This window comes from Streptomyces sp. NPDC045967 (assembly GCF_056430495.1).
In genome coordinates, this window is the sequence record NZ_JBWKLE010000001.1 from 340483 (window position 1) to 359193 (window position 18711).

Annotated in this window: 15 protein-coding genes; 5 read left to right on the plus strand and 10 right to left on the minus strand. The window is 71.6% G+C overall.

Annotated elements, in window-relative coordinates; translation table 11 throughout:
• Nucleotides 1-120: 120 nt before the first annotated feature.
• Nucleotides 121-1779 (minus strand): alkaline phosphatase D family protein, encoded by a 1659-nt coding sequence (locus tag AC07FY_RS01765; protein WP_478999097.1) that lies wholly within the window; start codon nt 1777-1779, stop codon nt 121-123.
• Between the two features lie 118 nt (nt 1780-1897).
• Nucleotides 1898-2542 (minus strand): HNH endonuclease family protein, encoded by a 645-nt coding sequence (locus AC07FY_RS01770; protein ID WP_478999821.1) that lies wholly within the window; start codon nt 2540-2542, stop codon nt 1898-1900.
• A gap of 498 nt (nt 2543-3040) precedes the next feature.
• Between AC07FY_RS01770 and AC07FY_RS01775 the strand changes: the two genes are divergently transcribed.
• Nucleotides 3041-3622 carry a TMEM165/GDT1 family protein gene (locus AC07FY_RS01775; protein ID WP_478999099.1) on the plus strand — a complete coding sequence of 194 codons (582 nt, stop codon included), beginning with the start codon at nt 3041-3043 and terminating at the stop codon, nt 3620-3622.
• A gap of 929 nt (nt 3623-4551) precedes the next feature.
• On the opposite strand, the gene AC07FY_RS01780 is transcribed toward AC07FY_RS01775, so the two are convergent.
• From AC07FY_RS01780 to AC07FY_RS01790, 3 genes are all read right to left on the minus strand, one after another.
• On the minus strand, nt 4552-5253 hold the full coding sequence (locus AC07FY_RS01780; protein WP_478999101.1) for an HAD-IA family hydrolase: 702 nt from the start codon (nt 5251-5253) through the stop codon (nt 4552-4554).
• Between the two features lie 377 nt (nt 5254-5630).
• The gene (locus tag AC07FY_RS01785; RefSeq protein WP_478999824.1) at nt 5631-5984 is read right to left on the minus strand and encodes a DUF5713 family protein; all 354 of its coding nucleotides are present in this window, start codon (nt 5982-5984) and stop codon (nt 5631-5633) included.
• 107 nt (nt 5985-6091) lie between these two features.
• Nucleotides 6092-6586 carry a peptidoglycan-binding domain-containing protein gene (locus AC07FY_RS01790; protein ID WP_478999103.1) on the minus strand — a complete coding sequence of 165 codons (495 nt, stop codon included), beginning with the start codon at nt 6584-6586 and terminating at the stop codon, nt 6092-6094.
• 1062 nt (nt 6587-7648) lie between these two features.
• Here AC07FY_RS01790 and AC07FY_RS01795 point away from each other — a divergent pair.
• Nucleotides 7649-9721, plus strand: coding sequence for an MDR family MFS transporter (locus AC07FY_RS01795; RefSeq protein ID WP_478999104.1), 2073 nt, complete (start codon nt 7649-7651; stop codon nt 9719-9721).
• 60 nt (nt 9722-9781) lie between these two features.
• Here the strand turns inward: AC07FY_RS01795 and AC07FY_RS01800 are convergent, their stop codons facing one another.
• Nucleotides 9782-10210 (minus strand): GNAT family N-acetyltransferase, encoded by a 429-nt coding sequence (locus AC07FY_RS01800; protein ID WP_478999827.1) that lies wholly within the window; start codon nt 10208-10210, stop codon nt 9782-9784.
• 306 nt (nt 10211-10516) lie between these two features.
• On the opposite strand from AC07FY_RS01800, the gene AC07FY_RS01805 reads away from it, so the two are divergent.
• The gene (locus tag AC07FY_RS01805) at nt 10517-10912 is read left to right on the plus strand and encodes a nuclear transport factor 2 family protein (protein WP_478999106.1); all 396 of its coding nucleotides are present in this window, start codon (nt 10517-10519) and stop codon (nt 10910-10912) included.
• A 266-nt stretch (nt 10913-11178) separates the two neighbouring features.
• Here AC07FY_RS01805 and AC07FY_RS01810 read toward each other — a convergent pair whose 3' ends face one another.
• A complete protein-coding gene (locus tag AC07FY_RS01810) occupies nt 11179-11553 on the minus strand; it encodes an antibiotic biosynthesis monooxygenase family protein (protein ID WP_478999108.1) in 375 nt (124 codons plus the stop codon).
• Between the two features lie 118 nt (nt 11554-11671).
• Between AC07FY_RS01810 and AC07FY_RS01815 the strand changes: the two genes are divergently transcribed.
• Nucleotides 11672-13723, plus strand: a complete 2052-nt coding sequence (locus AC07FY_RS01815; protein WP_478999109.1) for a bifunctional glycosyltransferase 87/phosphatase PAP2 family protein — start codon at nt 11672-11674, stop codon at nt 13721-13723.
• A 65-nt stretch (nt 13724-13788) separates the two neighbouring features.
• On the opposite strand, the gene AC07FY_RS01820 is transcribed toward AC07FY_RS01815, so the two are convergent.
• Nucleotides 13789-15225, minus strand: a complete 1437-nt coding sequence (locus tag AC07FY_RS01820; RefSeq protein ID WP_478999111.1) for an FAD-binding oxidoreductase — start codon at nt 15223-15225, stop codon at nt 13789-13791.
• Nucleotides 15226-15375: 150 nt separating this feature from the next.
• Complete coding sequence (locus AC07FY_RS01825; protein ID WP_478999113.1) at nt 15376-16620, minus strand: cytochrome P450; 1245 nt, start codon at nt 16618-16620, stop codon at nt 15376-15378.
• 243 nt (nt 16621-16863) lie between these two features.
• Between AC07FY_RS01825 and AC07FY_RS01830 the strand changes: the two genes are divergently transcribed.
• A complete protein-coding gene (locus AC07FY_RS01830) occupies nt 16864-18033 on the plus strand; it encodes a steroid 3-ketoacyl-CoA thiolase (RefSeq protein ID WP_478999115.1) in 1170 nt (389 codons plus the stop codon).
• Nucleotides 18034-18274: 241 nt separating this feature from the next.
• Here the strand turns inward: AC07FY_RS01830 and AC07FY_RS01835 are convergent, their stop codons facing one another.
• A complete protein-coding gene (locus AC07FY_RS01835) occupies nt 18275-18679 on the minus strand; it encodes an aggregation-promoting factor C-terminal-like domain-containing protein (protein WP_478999116.1) in 405 nt (134 codons plus the stop codon).
• Between the last annotated feature and the right edge of the window lie 32 nt (nt 18680-18711).

Sequence of the window (18711 nt, forward strand, 5' to 3'; positions counted from 1 at the left end):
CCCGGGGCGCCCCCGGACCTCCGGTGCGTCAGACCTCGCTGTCACACCGGCACACCGCACCCGGCAGACCACCCGCCCGGCACCCCACACCCGGCGCGACACCTCCGGCAGGCCCGCACCCTACTCCGCCCCGGTGAGCTCCCGGTCCAGTACCGTCACCAACCGGGCACCGCCCTGCTTCCGGTCGCCCCCGCGCGCCTGGTCCAGCCGCAACCGGGCCGTCCGACCCGCCAGCGCCAGCGTCATCAACTGGTTCCCGAACCACGGCCCGCCCGTACGCCGCCAGCTCACCGGCGGCCGCCCCGTACGCCCGTGCCGCGAGAAGCCGCGCCCCAGCCACCGCCCCCACCGCGACCAGCCCAGCCGGAAGCCCAGCTTCACCGCCGTGTGGATGGAGTTGTGCACCGGCGAGCACGTCAGCTGGAACACCCGCGCCGTGCTGGGTATGAGCGGCTCGGCCACATACGCGTGGTGCACGTCCCCCGAGAGCACGCACACCGTCGCCGGCGCCCGAGGCCCCGTCCCGACCTCTTCGACCAGATCGGTCAGCGCCGCGAACGAGGCGGGGAACGCCGCCCAGTGCTCAAGATCGCTGCGCCTCCGCAGATTCTCACCGATGCTCGCCCACCGAGGCCCCCGCTCCCCGCGGCACAGCGCGGCGTTCCACGTCTCCGCGTCATGGATCAACGGCGGCATCAGCCACGGCAGCGACGACCCGATCAGCAGATGGTCGAATCCTCCGAGCCCCGCGAGCGCGTTCTCCCGCAACCACCCCTGCTCCGCCGGGTCGAGCATCGCCCGATCGTCCTCGGCCAGCACGCGCGCGGCGCGGGTGTCCACCATCAGCAGCCGCGTCCGGCCGAAGTCCCGCCGGTAGCTCCAGCTCACCGTCGCCGGGTCGGTGTCGGCCGCGGAGGCGAACGAGCGCAGCAGATCCGTGCCGTCGGGGGCGTCACGCACCGCCCCGTACAACCCGTCGGCCTCCAGCTCGGCGGGGGAGAGGTTGCCCAGGTGCTGGTACACCCAGTACGACATCAGTCCGCTGATGACCCGCTCCTGCCACCACGGCGTCGCCCGCATCTCCGCCAGCCACGCCGCGCTCGTGTTCCAGTCGTCGATGACGTCGTGGTCGTCGAATATGTGCAGGCTCGGAACCGTCGACAGCAGCCAGCGGATCTCCGGATCCAGCCAGGATTCGTAGTAGAGCCGCGTGTACTCCTCATAGTCCGCGACCTGCGCGCCCGGCGGATCCCGCAAGTCCCGCCGGGCCGCCAGCCACTGCTGGGTCTCCTGCGACAGCGCGTCCGCATACACCTGGTCCCCCAGCAGCAGAAGGACGTCCGGGCGCACCGCCTCCGGGTCGGCGGCCAGGTGCGCCGCGAGGGTGTCGAGCGCGTCCGCCCCGTGCGGCCCGCGTTTCCCGGCGGGCGGCGCGGCCTGCCGACAGGATCCGAAGGTGACGCGCAGACCAGGATCGCTCCCGGACATGCCAGGAGTGGTGATCGTGCTCGGCGGGAATCCGCTGCCCTCCAGCGGCCACACCCGGACCCCGTCGAGCAGCACCTCATACGCCGTGGACGTCCCGGGAGTCAGGCCGGTCACCGGTACCAGCGCGTAATGGTGACCGGCGACCTGGAAGGTGCGCGCACTGCCTCGGGCCCCGCCCGCACACCGCACCTCGGCCGTGCACGGGCGGTCCGCCTCGACCCATATCGTGGCGGATCCGCCCGTGTCCCAATCGACGTGGCGCAGCAGCGGCCCCAGACGCAATCCGGCCATGTAACTCCCCCTCCTCCGTAGCCCCTTTGATCACGGTACGACGTGGAGGGGGAGCCTAGCCTCCCCCTGGCGGGGGAAAGCCTCCCCCGCCCGGGGGAGGGGGCCTGCCCGCCCGGAATCAGCAGCCGTTGAGGACGTTCACAAGGGAGTTCTTCTCCGCCGAGTCCATGCTGAGGGCCCAGTACTGCTTCACGTGCACCCACATCCGCGCGTACGTACAGCGGTAGGCGGTGCGCGAGGGCATCCACTCGGCGGGGTCGAGGTCGCCCTTGGCCTGGTTCACGTTGTCGGTGACCGCGATGAGCTGCGGGCGGGTGAGGTCGTTGGCGAACTGCTGGCGCTTGGCGGTGGTCCAGGAGGCGGCGCCGGAGCGCCAGGCCTCGGAAAGCGCCACGACGTGGTCGATGTCCAGGTCGGCGGCGGCCGTCCAGGTGGCGCCGTCGTACTCGGAGTACCAGGATCCGCTCACCGCGGCGCATGAGGAGTCCTGTACGACGTTCACGCCGTCCCGCTTCAGGACGGTCTCGCGGGTGTTGCAGCTGCCGGAGACCGTGCTCCAGTGCGGGAAGAGGTCGCGGCTGTAACCACTGCTGGACCCTTCCGCGCGCGGGGTCACCGTCGCCAGGTACGAGCGGGCGGCCGACGCGCTGATGGGAGCCGGCGGGGCGGCCTGGGCGGCGGGGGCATTGACGAGGGAGGTGAGGGACGCGAGAGCGACGGCTGATGCGAACACGCCAATTCGACGCGCGTAGACGGTGGGTATGAGTGCCATGAGGGGCTCCCTGGGTGCGGGGGGTGTGGCCGTGCGGCCCCGGCGGGGCGCGGCCATGATCGCGGCGCCAGGTGTCGCGGGGAGGGGCGCCGGGTGACAGCCTGGCGACATGGGCACGTCAGATCAAGCCAAGCAACCCGGTTCTTTCAAGCGGAAGTTGGGATTCCGTCGCCGTGGGGCTCGATGCCGCGTATAGAGCAGGACCAAGGGCCCATTCCGGGCGCCCCCCGACGTCGCGTACCCTGGTCCGAGCAGAAGGGGAGTAGCTCTTCGCCGGACCGTCGACATACTGCTGGGTCACCCCAGCCGGCGCCCGGAGGCAGGCCGCACAGCGGCCGGCCAGCGAGACCTTCGGCCGCAGTGTCCTGTCCACGCGTATGCGCGCATACGCAGCCAGGGCGCCGCCGAGCCGAAGCGACCCCTGGCACACGCACCACCAGGTCTCTCGGTAAGACGGCGCCCCCGCCCGACCGATTGAGGTTCCACCCCGTGTTCAGCTTCAGCGTCACGGCGATCGCCTTCGGCGTCGTCTTCCTCGCCGAGCTCCCCGACAAGACGGCCCTCGCCGGCCTGATGCTCGGCACCCGCTACCGCGCCTCGTACGTCTTCGCGGGCGTCGCGGCCGCCTTCGCCGTCCACGTCGCCCTCGCCATCGCCGCCGGAAGCGTCCTCACCCTGCTCCCGCACCGTCTCGTGCAGGCCGTCGTCGGCGTCCTCTTCCTCGCGGGCGCGGCCATGTTGCTGTGGAAGAAGGACGACGGCGAAGAGGAGGTCAAGCCGCCCGCCGACCAGTCCTTCTGGAAGGTCTCCGGTGCCGGCTTCATGCTCATCCTGGTCGCCGAGTTCGGCGACCTGACCCAGATCATGACGGCGAACCTGGCCGCCCGCTACGACAACCCCGTCTCCGTCGGCATCGGCGCCGTACTCGCCCTGTGGGCGGTCGCGGGCATCGGCATCCTGGGCGGCCGCACCCTGATGAAGTACGTCCCGCTGCGCCTGATCACCAAGATCGCGGCGGCTGTCATGGCAGCCCTGGCGGCGTTCTCGCTCTACGAGGCCATCGCAGGCTGACGCCGCGCGGCGGGGGCCGGACCATCGGCAACCGGCCCCCCGGCCCCCCCGGCCCCAGCCGGCCCCACCCCCACCCGCACCCGGCCCCGTTGTCAGTGCCAACCCGTACGGTCGACACATGACCGATCAGCGACCAACGGACGCGAAGCAGCAGGCCCGCACGCGGGGTGACGGGTCTTCAGCCGTCAAGGCGACATCCTTGCGCTGTGAGCCGGAGTCAGCGGAGCACGCGCGCATACGCGCCTGGACGCACCAGAACGGTTACCTGCTCAGGAGCCCGGGCGGCCTCCCTGGATCCGTCAGGTAACCCGACGTACCAAGCCGGAATGAGGCGGACGTCCTCCCCGGCGCGGTCATCCACAACGCCCCCATGACCGCACGTGGCGTCGCCCGTCTCGGCCCGTTCCGCACTGACCGCTGCCGGATCACCTCACCCGCCGCACGGTCATCCGAGGCAGCCCCGTTCCGATGCCCAGGGCGGCCCTCGGACGTTGAGCGACGAGAATCACCCAGCGGTCGGACGCGCACGTCGCCCCGCTGCCTCGCTGCCAAGGGCATCTCGTCGAGGCCAGGCGCGGTTGGGGCGCCCCGACCGGGAGCGGGTGGTTGTCGCCCCGAGCCGGGATTCTGGCGGCTGTCTCCCCGGAGCCAGGCGTAGGTCCCTGATGTGCCTTCGTGATTCCACGAATGGACCGTTCCTTGGGGGGTTCCCGCCTGTCCTCGTCGTTCCGGGGCGGGACGGCCTGTCGAGGACGGCCGCAGGCCATCGCGCAGCGACGCGACGACGAAGGAGCAGCGCCCTTGGCGGGGTGGCCCGACCTGGCGAGGCAGTGGGACGGGCGGGAAATCCCGAACCCTCGCTGACCAGGCTCGAGTGAAACAAGGCCACCCGCGACCGGCTCATGCCCGCCGGCGCACACCCGTCCCGCTCAGGCCCCCGCGTGGACCGTGATCTCGATCGAGCCGTCTGCCGCCGCCGTGACGCGGAGGGATGTGAGGTCCGGGACGTGGGCCGTCGGGTGGTGCGCCGCCGCGCGGGGGCCGATGCCGATGACGCGCATGCCCGCCGCCTGGCCGGCCGCGATGCCTGCGGCCGAGTCCTCGAAGACGATGCAGTCGGCCGGGTCCATGCCGAGGGCGGCGGCCCCCTTGAGGAAGCCCTCGGGGTGGGGCTTGCTGGCGTGGACGGATTCGGCGGTGACCCGTACCGCCGGCATCGGCAGGGCCGCGACGGACATCCGTGCCGTCGCCAGGGCCAGGTCGGCGGAGGTGACCAGGGCATGCGGCAGGTCGGCGATGGACGCCATGAAGTCCGGGGCGCCGGGAACCGGTACCACGCCGTCGGTGTCGGCGGTCTCGCGCGCCAGCATCACGGCGTTCTCCGCGTGATTGACCTCCATGGGGCGGTCCGGCAGGAGGATCGCCATGGTCGCGTAGCCCTGCCGGCCGTGCACCACCTTGAGGGCCTCTTCCGGATCAAGGCCGTGCGACACCGCCCATTCCCGCCAGCAACGCTCGACCACCGCATCGGAATTCACCAGGGTGCCGTCCATGTCCAGCAGCAAGGCCTTGGCGGTAAGGACGACGGGTGCGGTGGTGGGGGCGTTGGTGGCGGTGGTGCTGGCCGGCATCGGCGGGCTCCAGACGGGTGGGAAAGGAGAACAAGTGGTTCCGTCCCCCGGTCAGGGAGTGAGGACGGAACCACTTTGTTCCTCCACGATACAAAATACTGGCGCTCGGCGCCACCACCGGAGGTGTGACGCCGGTCCCCTTTGGCCTGAGGCCCTGTCGTTTCGGGCTTCGGAACCCCCGCAGCCGGTGGTGTCCAGGAGCGGGAGCGGAAGCGAGGTCAGGCCGGGGGCAGGAGGGGGCGCATGGGAAGCGCCCATGGCGGTGGTGGTGGCTGGTGGTGGAAGTGCCGCAGGCCCGTCAGCCCCACAACGGCATGCTGATCGGAGCTGCCCTCAACCTGTGAGCTCGTCCGGTCGGGCAAACAGCCTTCCGGTCCTCACCAGTCCCGGGTGGCGATCAGCTTTTCGACATCCGCGTCAGCGAATCCGTACGCCGACGCGACGAACCAGAAGCCCTCGGCGATCGCCTCACGCGCCGTCGTCTCGATCCCGCTGCCGGCTGCCGCGAACTCCGCGTCCAGCAGGTTGAACTCCTCCGTCGCGGCCTGCGTGAGCGCGTAGAGGGCCTCCAGGTCCGACGGCTGCTCAGCTTCAACCCGCTCGCAGAGGCGCAACAGGATCGCCGCACCCCGGTCGACGATGTGATCGGGGAAGTACGAGTCCTGGTACATCTCCCGCAGAAACGTGTGTCCCGCTACCAACTGGTTCGTCATCGGCGTGGCGCTTCCCATCTCCGCAGAAATACTGACGCCCTGATCCTGCACGCCACCACTGACAACGCCGCCGGGCCCGGTAGGCCCGAAAGGAGCGCGTGGCCGGTGCTCGCTCGGCGGGGACCTCAGCCCTCCAGCGCCTTGCGGGTGATCGGGCCGTAGACGCCCCATTCCTCGTCGTCGATGTTGTTCTGGTACTGGAAGGTCGACACGGCGTTCTCCACCCTCCAGTCGAACCTGCCGTTGATCTTGCCGGTGTACATGCCCCTCGCGGCCAGGAGGCGCTGAAGCTTCTCGACCTCGGCGCCCGAGTCTCCGTAGCGCAGGGTGGGGGCCGCCGCAGGCGGTGTCGGGCTGGGGGTCGGGCTGGTGCTCGGTGAGGCGCTGGGGGAAGGCGGTGCCGACGAGCGGGATGCGCTCGCGGAGGGTGAGGGCGACTTGGACGCGCTGGGCGACGGGGACGGCGAAGCCGAGGCCGAGGGGGAGGGGCTGGCGGAGCCGGTGGTGGTCGGGCTCTGGGACGGGGCGGCCTGGGCGGCGCTCGTCACGGGGGTCGACGCCTTCGCGTCCAGGAGGGCGGTGTCCTTCTCCGCGGAGCCCGGGAGCGCCCACAGGGCCATGGCCGTCCCCCCGAGGACGACCACCGCGGCTGCGGCGATGAGGAGCGGGAGCAGTCGGCGGAAGGCGGGGCTGGTCCGCGTCTCGGGGCCCCCTCCCCCTCCCCTCCCCCCGCCCCCGAATGCGCTCGGGACCGTCCCGGACTCCGGGACAGCACGGAGCTGCATCGTCTCGGCCGGGTCCAACGCCTGCCCAGCGTGCGGCGCCTGCCCAGCGTCCAGCGCCTGCTCACCGTGTGGCGCCTGCCCGGCATGCGGCCCATGGCCGCCGTGTGGTACCTGTCCCGCAGGCGGCTCCTGCCCTCCGTGCGGCGCCTGCCCGGCCCCGAGCCCCTGGCTCGCGTCCGGCGCGTACCCGGCCTCGCGCGGGGCGGGCCCGTCGCCCGGGGCGTGCCCGGCACGTCCGACGTTCCCGTCCTGCCAGCCCTCCGCAGCCCGACCCTCGTATGGCCCGGCTCCGGCCCCGCGCGGCCCGGCCTCGGCGTCACGCGGCCCGGCCTCGCCCCCGGCCCCGCGCGGACCGGCCTCGGCCCCGGCGTCACGCGGCCCGGCCTCGGCCTCGGCGTCGCGCCGGCCCGGCTCGGTGTCGTGCCGTGGGGTCTCGGCCTTGGCGTGGCGGCGGTCGTCAGGCTCGATGTCGGGCCAGGGCCGGTGCGCCTGGGGTCCGGGGAACGCCGGTGTTCCGTGTACCGGGGTGTCGGCCTCGGAGGCCGACGTCACGACGGGTCGGACGGGCTGGACGGGTCGGACGGGTCGTATCGGGGTGGCTATCGGTGGCGGTGGCGGCAGCTCGTCCTCGGCGTGTGGTTCGCCCGGGTCGGGCAGCGAGACGTACGGGCGGATGCGCAAGGGGTCGAAACCCGCACCCGGCACGCACCGGCAGCGCGCACTGCGGGCGCCGCAATCTGGACAGTGCTCACCGTTCACTGGAATCCCTCCCTGGACACTGCCAGGCATTATGCAGACCCGCCGGGCGGCTCCCAACCCTCCGCCCGCCCCGCCGACAGGCCATAACCGGACACACCGCGCACGATGGAGATGTTGATCCGCCCTGAGGAGGAATCGATGGCTCAGGATGTGACCACGGATGCCGCGGGCCACGGCCGGGGCCCGCAGAACTCCGGACCCGCCGCCGAGCGCGCCTCCCGTGAGGTTCTCGTCTCCATCGGCGCCCTGCTGCTGGGCTTGCTGATCGCCGCTCTCGACCAGACCATCGTCTCCACCGCCCTGCCGACCATCGTCAGCGAGCTGGGCGGCATGGCGCACCTGTCCTGGGTCGTCACCGCCTACATGCTCGCCTCGACCGCCGCCACCCCCCTGTGGGGCAAGCTCGGCGACCAGTACGGGCGCAAGAAGCTGTACCAGTACGCCATCGTGCTCTTCCTCGTCGGCTCCGCCCTGTGCGGCATCGCCCAGGACATGGCGCAGCTCATCGGCTTCCGAGCGCTCCAGGGACTGGGCGGTGGCGGACTGATCGTGCTGTCCATGGCGATCGTCGGCGACATCGTGCCACCGCGTGAACGCGGCAAGTACCAGGGCCTGTTCGGTGGTGTCTTCGGTGCGACCAGTGTGCTGGGCCCTCTGCTGGGCGGCCTCTTCGTCGACCACCTGTCCTGGCGCTGGGTGTTCTACATCAACCTCCCGATCGGTCTCGTCGCGCTCGCCGTCATCGCCACCGCGCTGCACATTCCGGTGCGCTCCTCCAAGCACACCATCGACTACCTCGGCACCTTCCTCATCGCGTCCGTCGCCACCTGTCTGGTGCTGGTCGCCTCCCTCGGCGGTACCACCTGGGACTGGGGCTCGGTCCAGATCATCGGGCTCGCCGTGCTCGGCGCGGTGCTGCTCGTCGCCTTCGTCCTCGTGGAGCGCAGGGCCGCGGAGCCGGTGCTCCCGCTGAAGCTGTTCCGCATCCGCACCTTCACCCTCTGCTCGGTGATCAGCTTCGTCGTGGGTTTCGCCATGTTCGGCGCGATGGTCTATCTGCCGACCTTCCTCCAAGTCGTCCAGGGCGTTTCGCCGACGATGTCCGGGGTCCACATGCTGCCGATGGTGCTCGGCATGCTCATCTCCTCCACGGCCTCGGGTCAGATCGTCAGCCGTACCGGGCGGTGGAAGGTCTTTCCCATCACCGGAACCGCCGTCACCGCCGTCGGCCTGCTGCTGCTGCACCAACTGCACCGGACCAGCTCCACCTGGGAGATGAGCGTCTACTTCTTCGTCTTCGGTGCGGGACTCGGCCTGGTCATGCAGGTGCTCGTGCTGGTGGTGCAGAACTCCGTCAGTTACGCGGATCTCGGCGTCGCCACCTCCGGGGCGACCTTCTTCCGTTCCATCGGCGCCTCCTTCGGCGTCGCGATCTTCGGCACGATCTTCACCAACCGTCTCGCCGGCGAGCTGGCCACCGCCCTCGCGGGTGTCCCGCTGCCGCCCGGTGCGGGAGCGGCGCAGTTGGAGGCCGACCCGCGGGCCATCAGTGCGCTCCCCGCCGAAGCGAGACCCCGTGTGCTCGACGCCTACGCCACCTCCATCACCGATGTCTTCCTCTACGCTGTGCCCGTCGTCCTCATCGCGTTCGTGATCGCCTGGTTCCTCAAGGAGGACAAGCTGCGCGCCTCGGTCACCGCGCCCGATGTGACGGAGACCCTCGCCTCGAACCCCGTCGAGCGGTCTTCCCGGGACGAGGTCGCCCGGGCGCTGTCGGTGCTCGGCACCAGGGAGGGCCGTCGGCACGTGTACGAGAAGATCACCGAGAAGGCGGGCTACGACCTGCTGCCCGCCGCGAGCTGGCTGCTGCTGCGGATCAACAAGTACGGGTCGGCGGAGCCCGCCGTACTGGCCGAGCGCACCATCGTGCCGTTGAAGACCATCACCGAAGCCGCCCGCCAGGTCGAGGGGCGCCACCTGGCGGTACGGGACGGGCTCGCGCTGACCCTGACCGACCAGGGGCGCGAGGCGGCGGCCAGGCTCTCCGCCGCACGGGAGGAGTCCCTCGCCGAGCTCCTCGGCGACTGGTGGGGCCCCGACCGCCCGACCGACCTGGTCAAGCTCGTCCACGAGATCAACGCCGAGCTGTGCGGGTCGGACGAAGAGGAGCCCTACCGCGCCGCGTCGCGCCGCGACCACGCCGCGCACTAGCCGGTCGAGGGCGGGCCGGGCCGGGGCTCGGCTCGACCGGCCGCGGAGGGCCGCGAAGCGTCAGACCAGGTGCTTCTCGAACCAGTGCTCCGCATACGGGCCCGAGTTGTACGCCGGTATCTCCGCATACCCCTGCCGCGCGTACAGGGCTCGGGCCTCCACCAAGTCGGACCTGGTGTCCAGCCGGATCCGTTCGGCGCCCAGCGCGCGGGCCTGCTCCTCCAGGACCTCGAGCAGGGCCGCGCCGCCGCCGGTACCGCGGGCGCGCCGGTCGACGTACACCCGGGTGAGCTCGGCGGTGATCGGGTCGATGAGGCGTATGCCGCCGCACGCCAGGGGCTCTCCCTCCAACCGGCCCACGACGAACTGCCCCGTGGGTGGGGCCAGGCCCTCGTCGGGGAAGTCCAGGAGCCCCTGATCGATCTCGGCCTCCGTGACGGACCGTTTCCAGTAGCGTCCGGCGACCTCGGCGTAGTAAGCGCGGCGCAGGCTCGTGGCGGCGGGTGTGGTGAAGGACTCGGGGGCGACGGTCCATGAGGAACGGGTCCATGAGGAAGGGGTCCATGAGGAAGGGGTCCCTGGGGGAGGGGTCCCTGGGGGAGGGGTCGTGCCCGTCAGAGGGGCCGTGCCCGTCAGAGGGGCCGCGCCCGTACCTGACTGTGCGGGGTGTTCGCTGTGTGTGGTCATGGCGTCATTGTGGAGTTCGCTGCGGATCTCTGGCGTGCAATATCCACAGGCGCGGGCGGATGATGGGAAAAACGGATAAACCATGCGTTCCGGAGGGTGTGACACACCATGTCCGAGCATCCCGACTGTGCCCTGATCCGCCGCGGCTACGAGGCCTTCGCCCGGGGCGACATGGACGTGCTGGCCTCGTTGATGACGGCCGACGTCATCCACCACGTGCCCGGCGACAACCCGCTCTCCGGGCACCACAAGGGGCGGGAGAACGTCATGGACCTCTACCGCCGCCTCGGCGAGGAGACCGGCGGCACCCTCGACCTCCACCTCGAGTCGGTCCTCGCCGACGGCCGCGGCCACGTCATGAGTTTCCACACGGCGCGCGCTGACCGCGGCGACCGCGGCATCGAGATCCGGCAGGGCCTGTTCTTCACCATCGTCGGCCACAAGATCACCGACATCGACCAGTGCACGGCCGACCTCGACGAGGAAGACACCTTCTGGAGCTGACAGCCGACAGCTGACAGCTGACGGCTGACAAACCTGACAGCCGACAAAGCCGACAGCTGACTGCTGCCGGCCGGCAGCCCACCGGGGGTGAACGGCAGCCGGACGGGCCGAAGCCCCGATCGGCCGGCAGCTGCGGAGGAGGAGCGACCCGTAGCCCCGGCCCGCCCGGCCCGAAGCCTCCGCCTGACCCGGCCACCCTGGCCAGAGCCGCTCGCGCGCCCCTGCCCGAGGGGCCGTCACAAGCCCCGCCGCTCCTCACCCCACCGTCACACCTTCTTCGGCGCCGCCTGCTGCACGACCTCGAACGACCACACCGACGAACCCGTGGCCGCCGGCTTCGGACGCCCGGCGCCCTCGCCACCGGCCGCACCCGCACCCGCACCACCAGCCCCGGCCCCCGCACCGCCGCCGCCCTGATGCGCCGCCTTCATCGGCCCTTCCATCCACGCCTGGAAGTCCTCCTCCGAGCGCCACCGCGTGTAGACCAGGTACTGGTCGGTGCCCTCCACGGGCCGCAGCAGCTCGAACCACTCGAACCCGTCCGAGTTCTCCACCGTTCCCGCCCGCGAGGCGAAACGCTGCTCCAGGACCTCCCGCTGCTCGGCCGGCACGGTCAGTGCGTTGATCTTCACGATGCTCATGCGGGCCATCCTAGGTATCGCGCGCGGGATATCGTCGTCCCCGTAACGGAACGGGGCACGAAACGCGGCAGCCGGGCGAAGTCGGGGTTGCGTCAACAGGGCGGGAGGCCGGCGAGGCGTGGCTAACGCGGCGGAGCACGGTGGTGGGCACGGACATGCCGGAGTCATAGGCGGTAGCGGGGACGACAGCAGACTGGGGGCGGCGCGCCTCCTGCTGTGGGCGCTGGCGGGCGCACTCGCCGTCAGACAGGCCGCCGTCGTGCTGAGCGTCCCACCGGGCCAGTGGCTCAGCGGCTTCCACCTCCCCGGCGGTCTTCCGGGCTCGCTCTACGACTCCGGCCACTTCACCGGCACGCCCTTCGCCGGGCTGGTCCTCAAACCGTTCGTAGCCCTCGCCGCGCCGTCCCTGGAGGTCGCCTGGATCTCCCTGACGCTGCTGTTCGTCGCCGCGGTCGGCCTGGTCGCCGCCCGGGGTCTGCCCGACCCCGTGCCGCGCCGCACCGCCCTGCTCGCCGCGCCGGTGCTGACCGCCCTGATGATGGTGTCGCTGCCCGTCCGTGACGCCGCCTCACCGAGCCAGACCGCCGTCCTGCCCGTACTCCTGGTGCTCCTGGGCGTCTTCCGCGTCCCCGGCGGCGGGCGGCAGGCGGGTTTCCTCATCGGTCTGGCCGCCGCCCTCCAGCCCGCCCTGCTGCTCTTCGCCCCGCTCCTGTGGCTGACCGGCCGCCGGCCCGCCGCCGGGGCCGCCGCCGTCACCTTCGCCGGAGCCACCACGCTGTCCTGGGCGGCGATGCCGCGCGACTCGTGGACCTACTGGATCCACCACCTCGCCGGAACCGGCCTCGGCGAGGGCCCCGACAGCCTCGCCAACCAGTCCGTGCACGGCGCCCTGCTGCGCCTCGGCCTGACCGGACCCGCCGAGATCGTGCTCTACGCCGCCCTCGCGGCCGGCATCGCCTTCGTCGGGCTGCGGCGCGCCGTCCGCTACGCCCGCGACGGGCAGCTGCTGCTCGCCGTCGCGATCACCGGCTGCGTGGCCGTCGCGGTGTCCCCGGCCGGGTGGCGCCACCAGCTGCTGTGGGTGCTCCTCGCCGTCGCGGGCAAGGTCGGCAGGCGCGCCGCCGACCGGCCCGTGTGGCCCGTCGCCGTCGTCCTGATCATGACCCTGCCCAGCGCGGTGCTGCTGCCCAACCTGGCCGCGCTGGCGCCCGTACGCGACAACGTGCTGCTGCTCGCCGCGCTGGCCGCCGCCTGCGCCGTACCGTTCCTGCCGCGCTCCTCGACGTACTGGCGCGAGCCGGTACCGACGGCGTACGGGAAGCCCGCGGCCGCCCGGTGGCAGCGGGTGCCGCTGCTGCCGTTCTGGCGGCGCGTGCTCTCCCGGCCCAACCTGCTGCTGGAACTGCTGCTGATACGGGTCGGCTACTCGCTCTACTCGCACATCAGGGCCGCCGCGCCCACCAGCCGCGACCTCGCCGAGGGCAACGGCAGCCAGATCCTCGGGATCGAGCGGGCCCTGGGCATGGACATCGAACACGCCGTGAACCACGCGGTCGTCGGCACTCCCTGGCTGGAGGCGTTCTTCAACTTCTACTACACCTCCTTCCACTTCGTGGTCCCGCTGACGATCCTGGCCGTCCTGTACTGGCGCCGCCCGGGCGACTACCGCTGGGCCCGGGCCTCGCTGGGGTTGGCGACCGTCCTGGCTCTCATAGGCTTCTGGCTGTACCCGCTCGCGCCGCCGCGCCTGATGCCCGGCCTCGGCTTCATCGACACCGTCCACGGTCCGCAGGATCTGGCCAACCCGTCGTACGGGGCCATGACCGCGATCTCCAACCAGTACGCGGCGATGCCCTCGCTGCACTTCGGCTGGTCGCTGTGGTGCGGGATCGTGATCGTCGTCCTGGCGCCGAAGGGCTGGCAGAAGCTGCTCGGCGTGCTCCACCCGCTGATCACGGTGTGCGCGATCGTCGCCACCGCCAACCACTGGGTCCTCGACGCGGTGGGCGGCGCGGTCGTCGTCGGCGCCGGATTCGGGCTGGTGTACGCGCTCTCCGGGCCGCGGCGGCTGCGGGCGCCGCTGCCCGCGCAGCGCACGGCGGGCGGCGGCGACCCGGACGGCGGGACGGGACCGGGACTCAAGGCTCCGGCGGGCGTGCGAGCCTCCTAGTCCGCGCGAGCTTCGGTCCGGATCAGCCCGGATCAGGCAGCCGGATCAGCCGTGATCAGCCGTGATCAGCCCGCGCCGGCCGTCCGCCGGGCGGGCGGGGAGGTCGGGGTGGCCGGGGTGGTCGCCGGGGCGGCGGGTGGGATGTTCTGGTTGAGGCGGAAGAGGTTGCCGGGGTCGTAGCGGCGCTTGAGTTCGCGCAGGCGCCGGTACTTCTCCGGGCCGTACGCCTGCTCGACCCGCTCCGCGCCCTCCTCCATCAGGAAGTTGGGGTAGACCCCGGTGTGGTGCGGTGCGAGCGCCGACCACAGGCCGCGCGCCCACGCCCGCTCCCGCTCGAAGCCCTCGGCGCCCTCCGTGGTGCCGTTGATGTTGAAGGTGTGTCCGGCGCCGCGTCCGCCGAAGGCGGTCTCCTCCTCCCCGACGCGGGCGACGGCCCCGCCGAGCTGGAAGATCGGGAAGGCGGTGAGCGGGGAGGCGATACGGGCCGCGTGCTCGGCCGTGCGGTCGATGACCTCGTCGGTGAGCCGGGCGACGTCGCACGACTTGAAGTAGTACCAGCGGCCGTGCGGGAAGGACGGGTCGAACATCGCCTGGTGCTCGGTGAACGGCTTGGGCGTGCACAGGTCCAGGAGGGGCGCCGTGCCCGCGTCCTCGCGCAGTGGCCGCAGTACCTCCTGGCCCTCCTCGACCGGGCCCGCGTAGCAGCAGACGACCATCACGACCGGCTTGCCGTGCAGGCGGGCCGGCAGGTACGGGGTCGCAGGCGCCTTGCGGTGGATGACGGCCGTGGTCAGCTCGTCCGGCACGGCGGTGATCCACTCGCGGTAGAAGCGCAGCAGCCGCGGGGACTCCTCCATCGGCCAGATGACGGGGCCGGCGAGTACGACCGGGCCGAGCGGGTTGAGCCGGAAGGTGAACTCCGTGACGATCCCGAAGTTCCCGCCGCCGCCGCGGACGCCCCAGAAGAGGTCCGGGTTCTCGTCGGCGCTCGCCTTGAGGAAGGAGCCGTCCGCGGTGACCAGGTCCACCGAGAGCAGTTGGTCGACGGTGAGTCCGTACTTGCGCATCAGCCAGCCGATCCCGCCGCCGAGGGTGAGCCCGGCGAGGCCGGTGTGGGTGACGATCCCGGCCGGTACGGCCAGCCCGAACTTCTGTGTCTCGTGGTCGAGTTCACCCAGCAGGACCCCGGCCTGGGCCCGGACGGTCCGGGCGTCGGGGTCCACCCGGATGCCGCGCATGGGCGAGAGGTCGACGACGATCCCGCCGTCGCACACGGACTGGCCGGGGAAGCTGTGTCCGCCGCCGCGGACCGCGACGGGCAGGCCGGCGGCGGGGCCCGCCGCGAAGTGCACGGCCTCGATGACGTCCGCGACGCCCGTGCAGTGGGCGATGAGGGCGGGGGAGCGGTCGACGGAGCCGTTCCAGACCCGGCGGTCCTCGTCGTAGGTCGGGTCCCCGGGCTGCACCAGCCGCCCCCGGAAGGACTGGCTGAGCGTGGTCATGGTTTCAGTCTGGCACGTTTCGGCCCGGCGGCCCGAGGTCGGTCGGGATCGACCCGGGTCGGTCGTGCTCGGCCGGGATCGGCTCGGGCCGGCCGGGGTGGCAGGGCCCGGGCGTGGGAGGTGGGGCCCTGCCGGTTCGGGATGGGTGTGTCAGGAGGGGCTGACGCGGAGTTCCTTGATGCCGTTGAGCCAGGCCGCGCGCAGGCGGCGCGGGGGTTCGCCGGTCAGGCGGAGGTCGGGCAGGGTGTCGGCCAGGGCGTTGAAGATCAGGTCGATCTCTATGACGGCCAGGGACTTGCCGAGGCAGAAGTGCGGGCCGCCGCCGCCGAAGCCCAGGTGGGGGTTGGGGTCGCGGGTGATGTCGAAGACGTCGGGGTCGGTGAAGACCTCCGGGTCGTGGTTGGCGGAGGAGTAGAACAGGCCCACCCGGTCGCCCGCCTTGATCTTCTGGCCGCCCACTTCGGTGTCCTGGGTGGCCGTGCGCTGGAAGGAGACCACCGGCGTGGCCCAGCGCACGATCTCCTCCGCCGCCGTCGCGGGCCGGGTCGCCTTGTAGAGCTCCCACTGCTCGGGGTGGGTGAGGAAGGCGTGCATGCCGTGGCTGATGGCGTTGCGCGTGGTCTCGTTGCCCGCGACCGCCAGGAGCAGGACGAACATGCCGAACTCGTCGGAGCCGAGGTTGCCCTGGCCCTCCGCCGCGACCAGCTGGGTCACGATGTCCTGGGCCGGGCACTCCTTGCGCTCGGCGGACAGGTTCATGGCGTAGCCGATGAGTTCCATCGCCGCCTCGGCGCCGACCTCCTCGGTGATCGCGTACTCCGGGTCGTCGTAGGCGATCATCTTGTTGGACCAGTCGAAGATCTTGGTGCGGTCCTTCTGCGGGACGCCGATCAGCTCCGCGATGGCTTGCAGCGGCAGCTCGCAGGCCACACGCGTGACGAAGTCGAAGCTGCCGTCCTCCGCCCCGGCCGCCGCCTCCTCGACGATCTTGTGGGCCCGGTCGCGCAGGGCGGCCTCCAGCCCGCGGATGGCCCGCGGGGTGAATCCGCGCTGCACGATCTGGCGCACGCGCGTGTGCTCCGGCGGATCCATGTTCAGCATGATCAGGCGCTGGGCATCTATCTGGTCGCGCTGGATGTGCTCGTTGAAGCGGATGATCGCCGTGTTGGTGGTGGAGGAGAAGAGTTCGGGGTGCGTCGAGACGTACTTGACGTCCGCGTGCCGGGTCACGGCCCAGTAGCCCTCGTCGTCGAAGCCGGTGATGCCGCGGCGCTGGGGGCACCACCAGACGGGGGCGGTCTGCCGCAACTGCGCGAACTCCGGGAGCGGGACCCGGCTCTGGAGCAGGTCGGGGTCGGTTGCGTCGAAGCCTTCGGGCAGCGCGGGGCAGGACATCGGGCGACTCCAAAGTCTGACGGCCCATCAGAAGTTTGGCTTGAAGGTAGTAACGAGTTCTACAAGTGACAAGGGTCCGCGCGCCAACTGGTGCGTGGGGAATACGTGCAGGGCGCGTGCAAGACCCTTGCGTGCCGGGGCTTGAGGTCATAAGACTGCGGGGAGAACTAGAACGCGTACTAGTTCAAGGCGGGGCGCCGGGACGGCCCGCCGCGCTGTCGCAGTGCAGGAGAGGACGAGCTCATGGCCGCGGAACCCGTCATCGTCGAAGCCGTACGCACCCCCATCGGCAAGCGCGGGGGCGCGCTCGCCAACCTCCACCCCGCCTACCTGCTCGGCGAGACCTACCGGGAGCTCCTCGCGCGTACCGGAATCCAGCCCGACTGCGTCGAGCAGATCGTCGGCGGCACCGTCACCCACGCCGGCGAGCAGTCGATGAACCCCGCCCGCAACGCCTGGCTCGCCATGGGATTGCCGTACGAGACCGCCGCGACCACGGTGGACTGCCAGTGCGGCAGCTCCCAGCAGGCCAACCACATGGTCGCCAACATGATCTCCGGCGGTGTCATGGACATCGGCATCGCCTGCGGCGTCGAGGCCATGAGCCGCGTACCGCTGGGGTCGGGATCGAAGCACGGGCCCGGCAAGCCGTTCCCGGACGAGTGGAACGTGGACCTGCCCAACCAGTTCGAGGCGGCGGAGCGGATCGCCCGCCACCGGGGCCTGACCCGCGAGGACGTCGACGCGCTGGGACTGCTCTCGCAGGAGCGGGCCGCGGCCGCCTGGGCCGAGGAGCGCTTCAAGCGCGAGACCTTCGCCGTGCAGGTGCCGACGACCGAGGAGGAGCAGGCCGCCGGACAGGGCATGTGGCGGCTGGTCGACCGGGACGAGGGGCTGCGCGACACCTCCATGGAGGCGCTGGCCCGGCTCAAGCCCGTCATGCCGACTGCCGTGCACACGGCGGGGAATTCCTCGCAGATATCCGACGGGGCCGCCGCCGTGATGTGGGCCTCGCGCAAGATGGCCCGCGCCCTCAAGCTGCGGCCCCGCGCGCGGCTCGTCGCCCAGACCCTGGTGGGGGCCGACCCGCACTTCCACCTGGACGGGCCGATCGACGCGACGCGCGCCGTGCTGGGCAAGGCCGGCATGTCGCTCAAGGACATCGACCTCGTCGAGATCAACGAGGCGTTCGCCTCCGTCGTCCTCAGCTGGGCGCAGGTCTTCGACCAGGATCTGGAGAAGGTCAACGTCAACGGTGGGGGCATCGCGCTGGGCCACCCCGTCGGCGCCACCGGCGCCCGGCTGATCACCACCGCGCTGCACGAGCTGGAGCGCCGCGACAAGGAGTTCGCGCTCATCACCATGTGCGCGGGCGGCGCGCTGGCGACCGGAACGATCATCCAGCGCCTGTAGCCGCCGAGACCCGTGCCTGTAGCCACCTGGACCAGTGCCTGTGGCCGCAGAGGCCAGCGCTTGTGGCCGCCGAGGCCAGCGCCTGTGGCCCGAGAGGCGCTGCCCGCAGACCCCGTGGGATGGGATGCGAAAGGGCCCCGGTGGCCGGACCTGGGGAGGTCGGCCGCCGGGGCCTTCGTGTGCGCCGCGTGCTTGATCGGCGGGGCGGGGCGGCGCGGGTGCGGGGCTGCCGGCCGGCGGTTTAGTACCAGTGGTTGGCGGACCAGAACTTCCAGGCGCCGACGGGGCTGCCGTAGCGCTCGTTCATGTAGGTCAGGCCCCACTTGATCTGGGTGGCCGGGTTGGTCTTCCAGTCCGAGCCCGCCGAGGCCATCTTCGAGGCCGGCAGGGCCTGGACCAGGCCGTAGGCGCCGGAGGAGGAGTTCGTGGCGGTGTGGTTCCAGCCGCTCTCGCGCGAGATGATCTTGTCGAAGGCGGCGAACTGGGCCGGGTCCTTGATCATCTGCCGGGCGATCGCCTTGGCGCTGGTGGGAGCGGCCTGCGCGGGGACGGCGGCCAGCATGGAGCCGGCGACGCCCAGGGCGAGGGCGCTGCCCGCGAGGGCCTTCTTCGAAGCGGCGATGCGGCGGATGACGGCGTGGGACACGGAGGAGACCTTCCGAAGGGGACGGGGGCGGT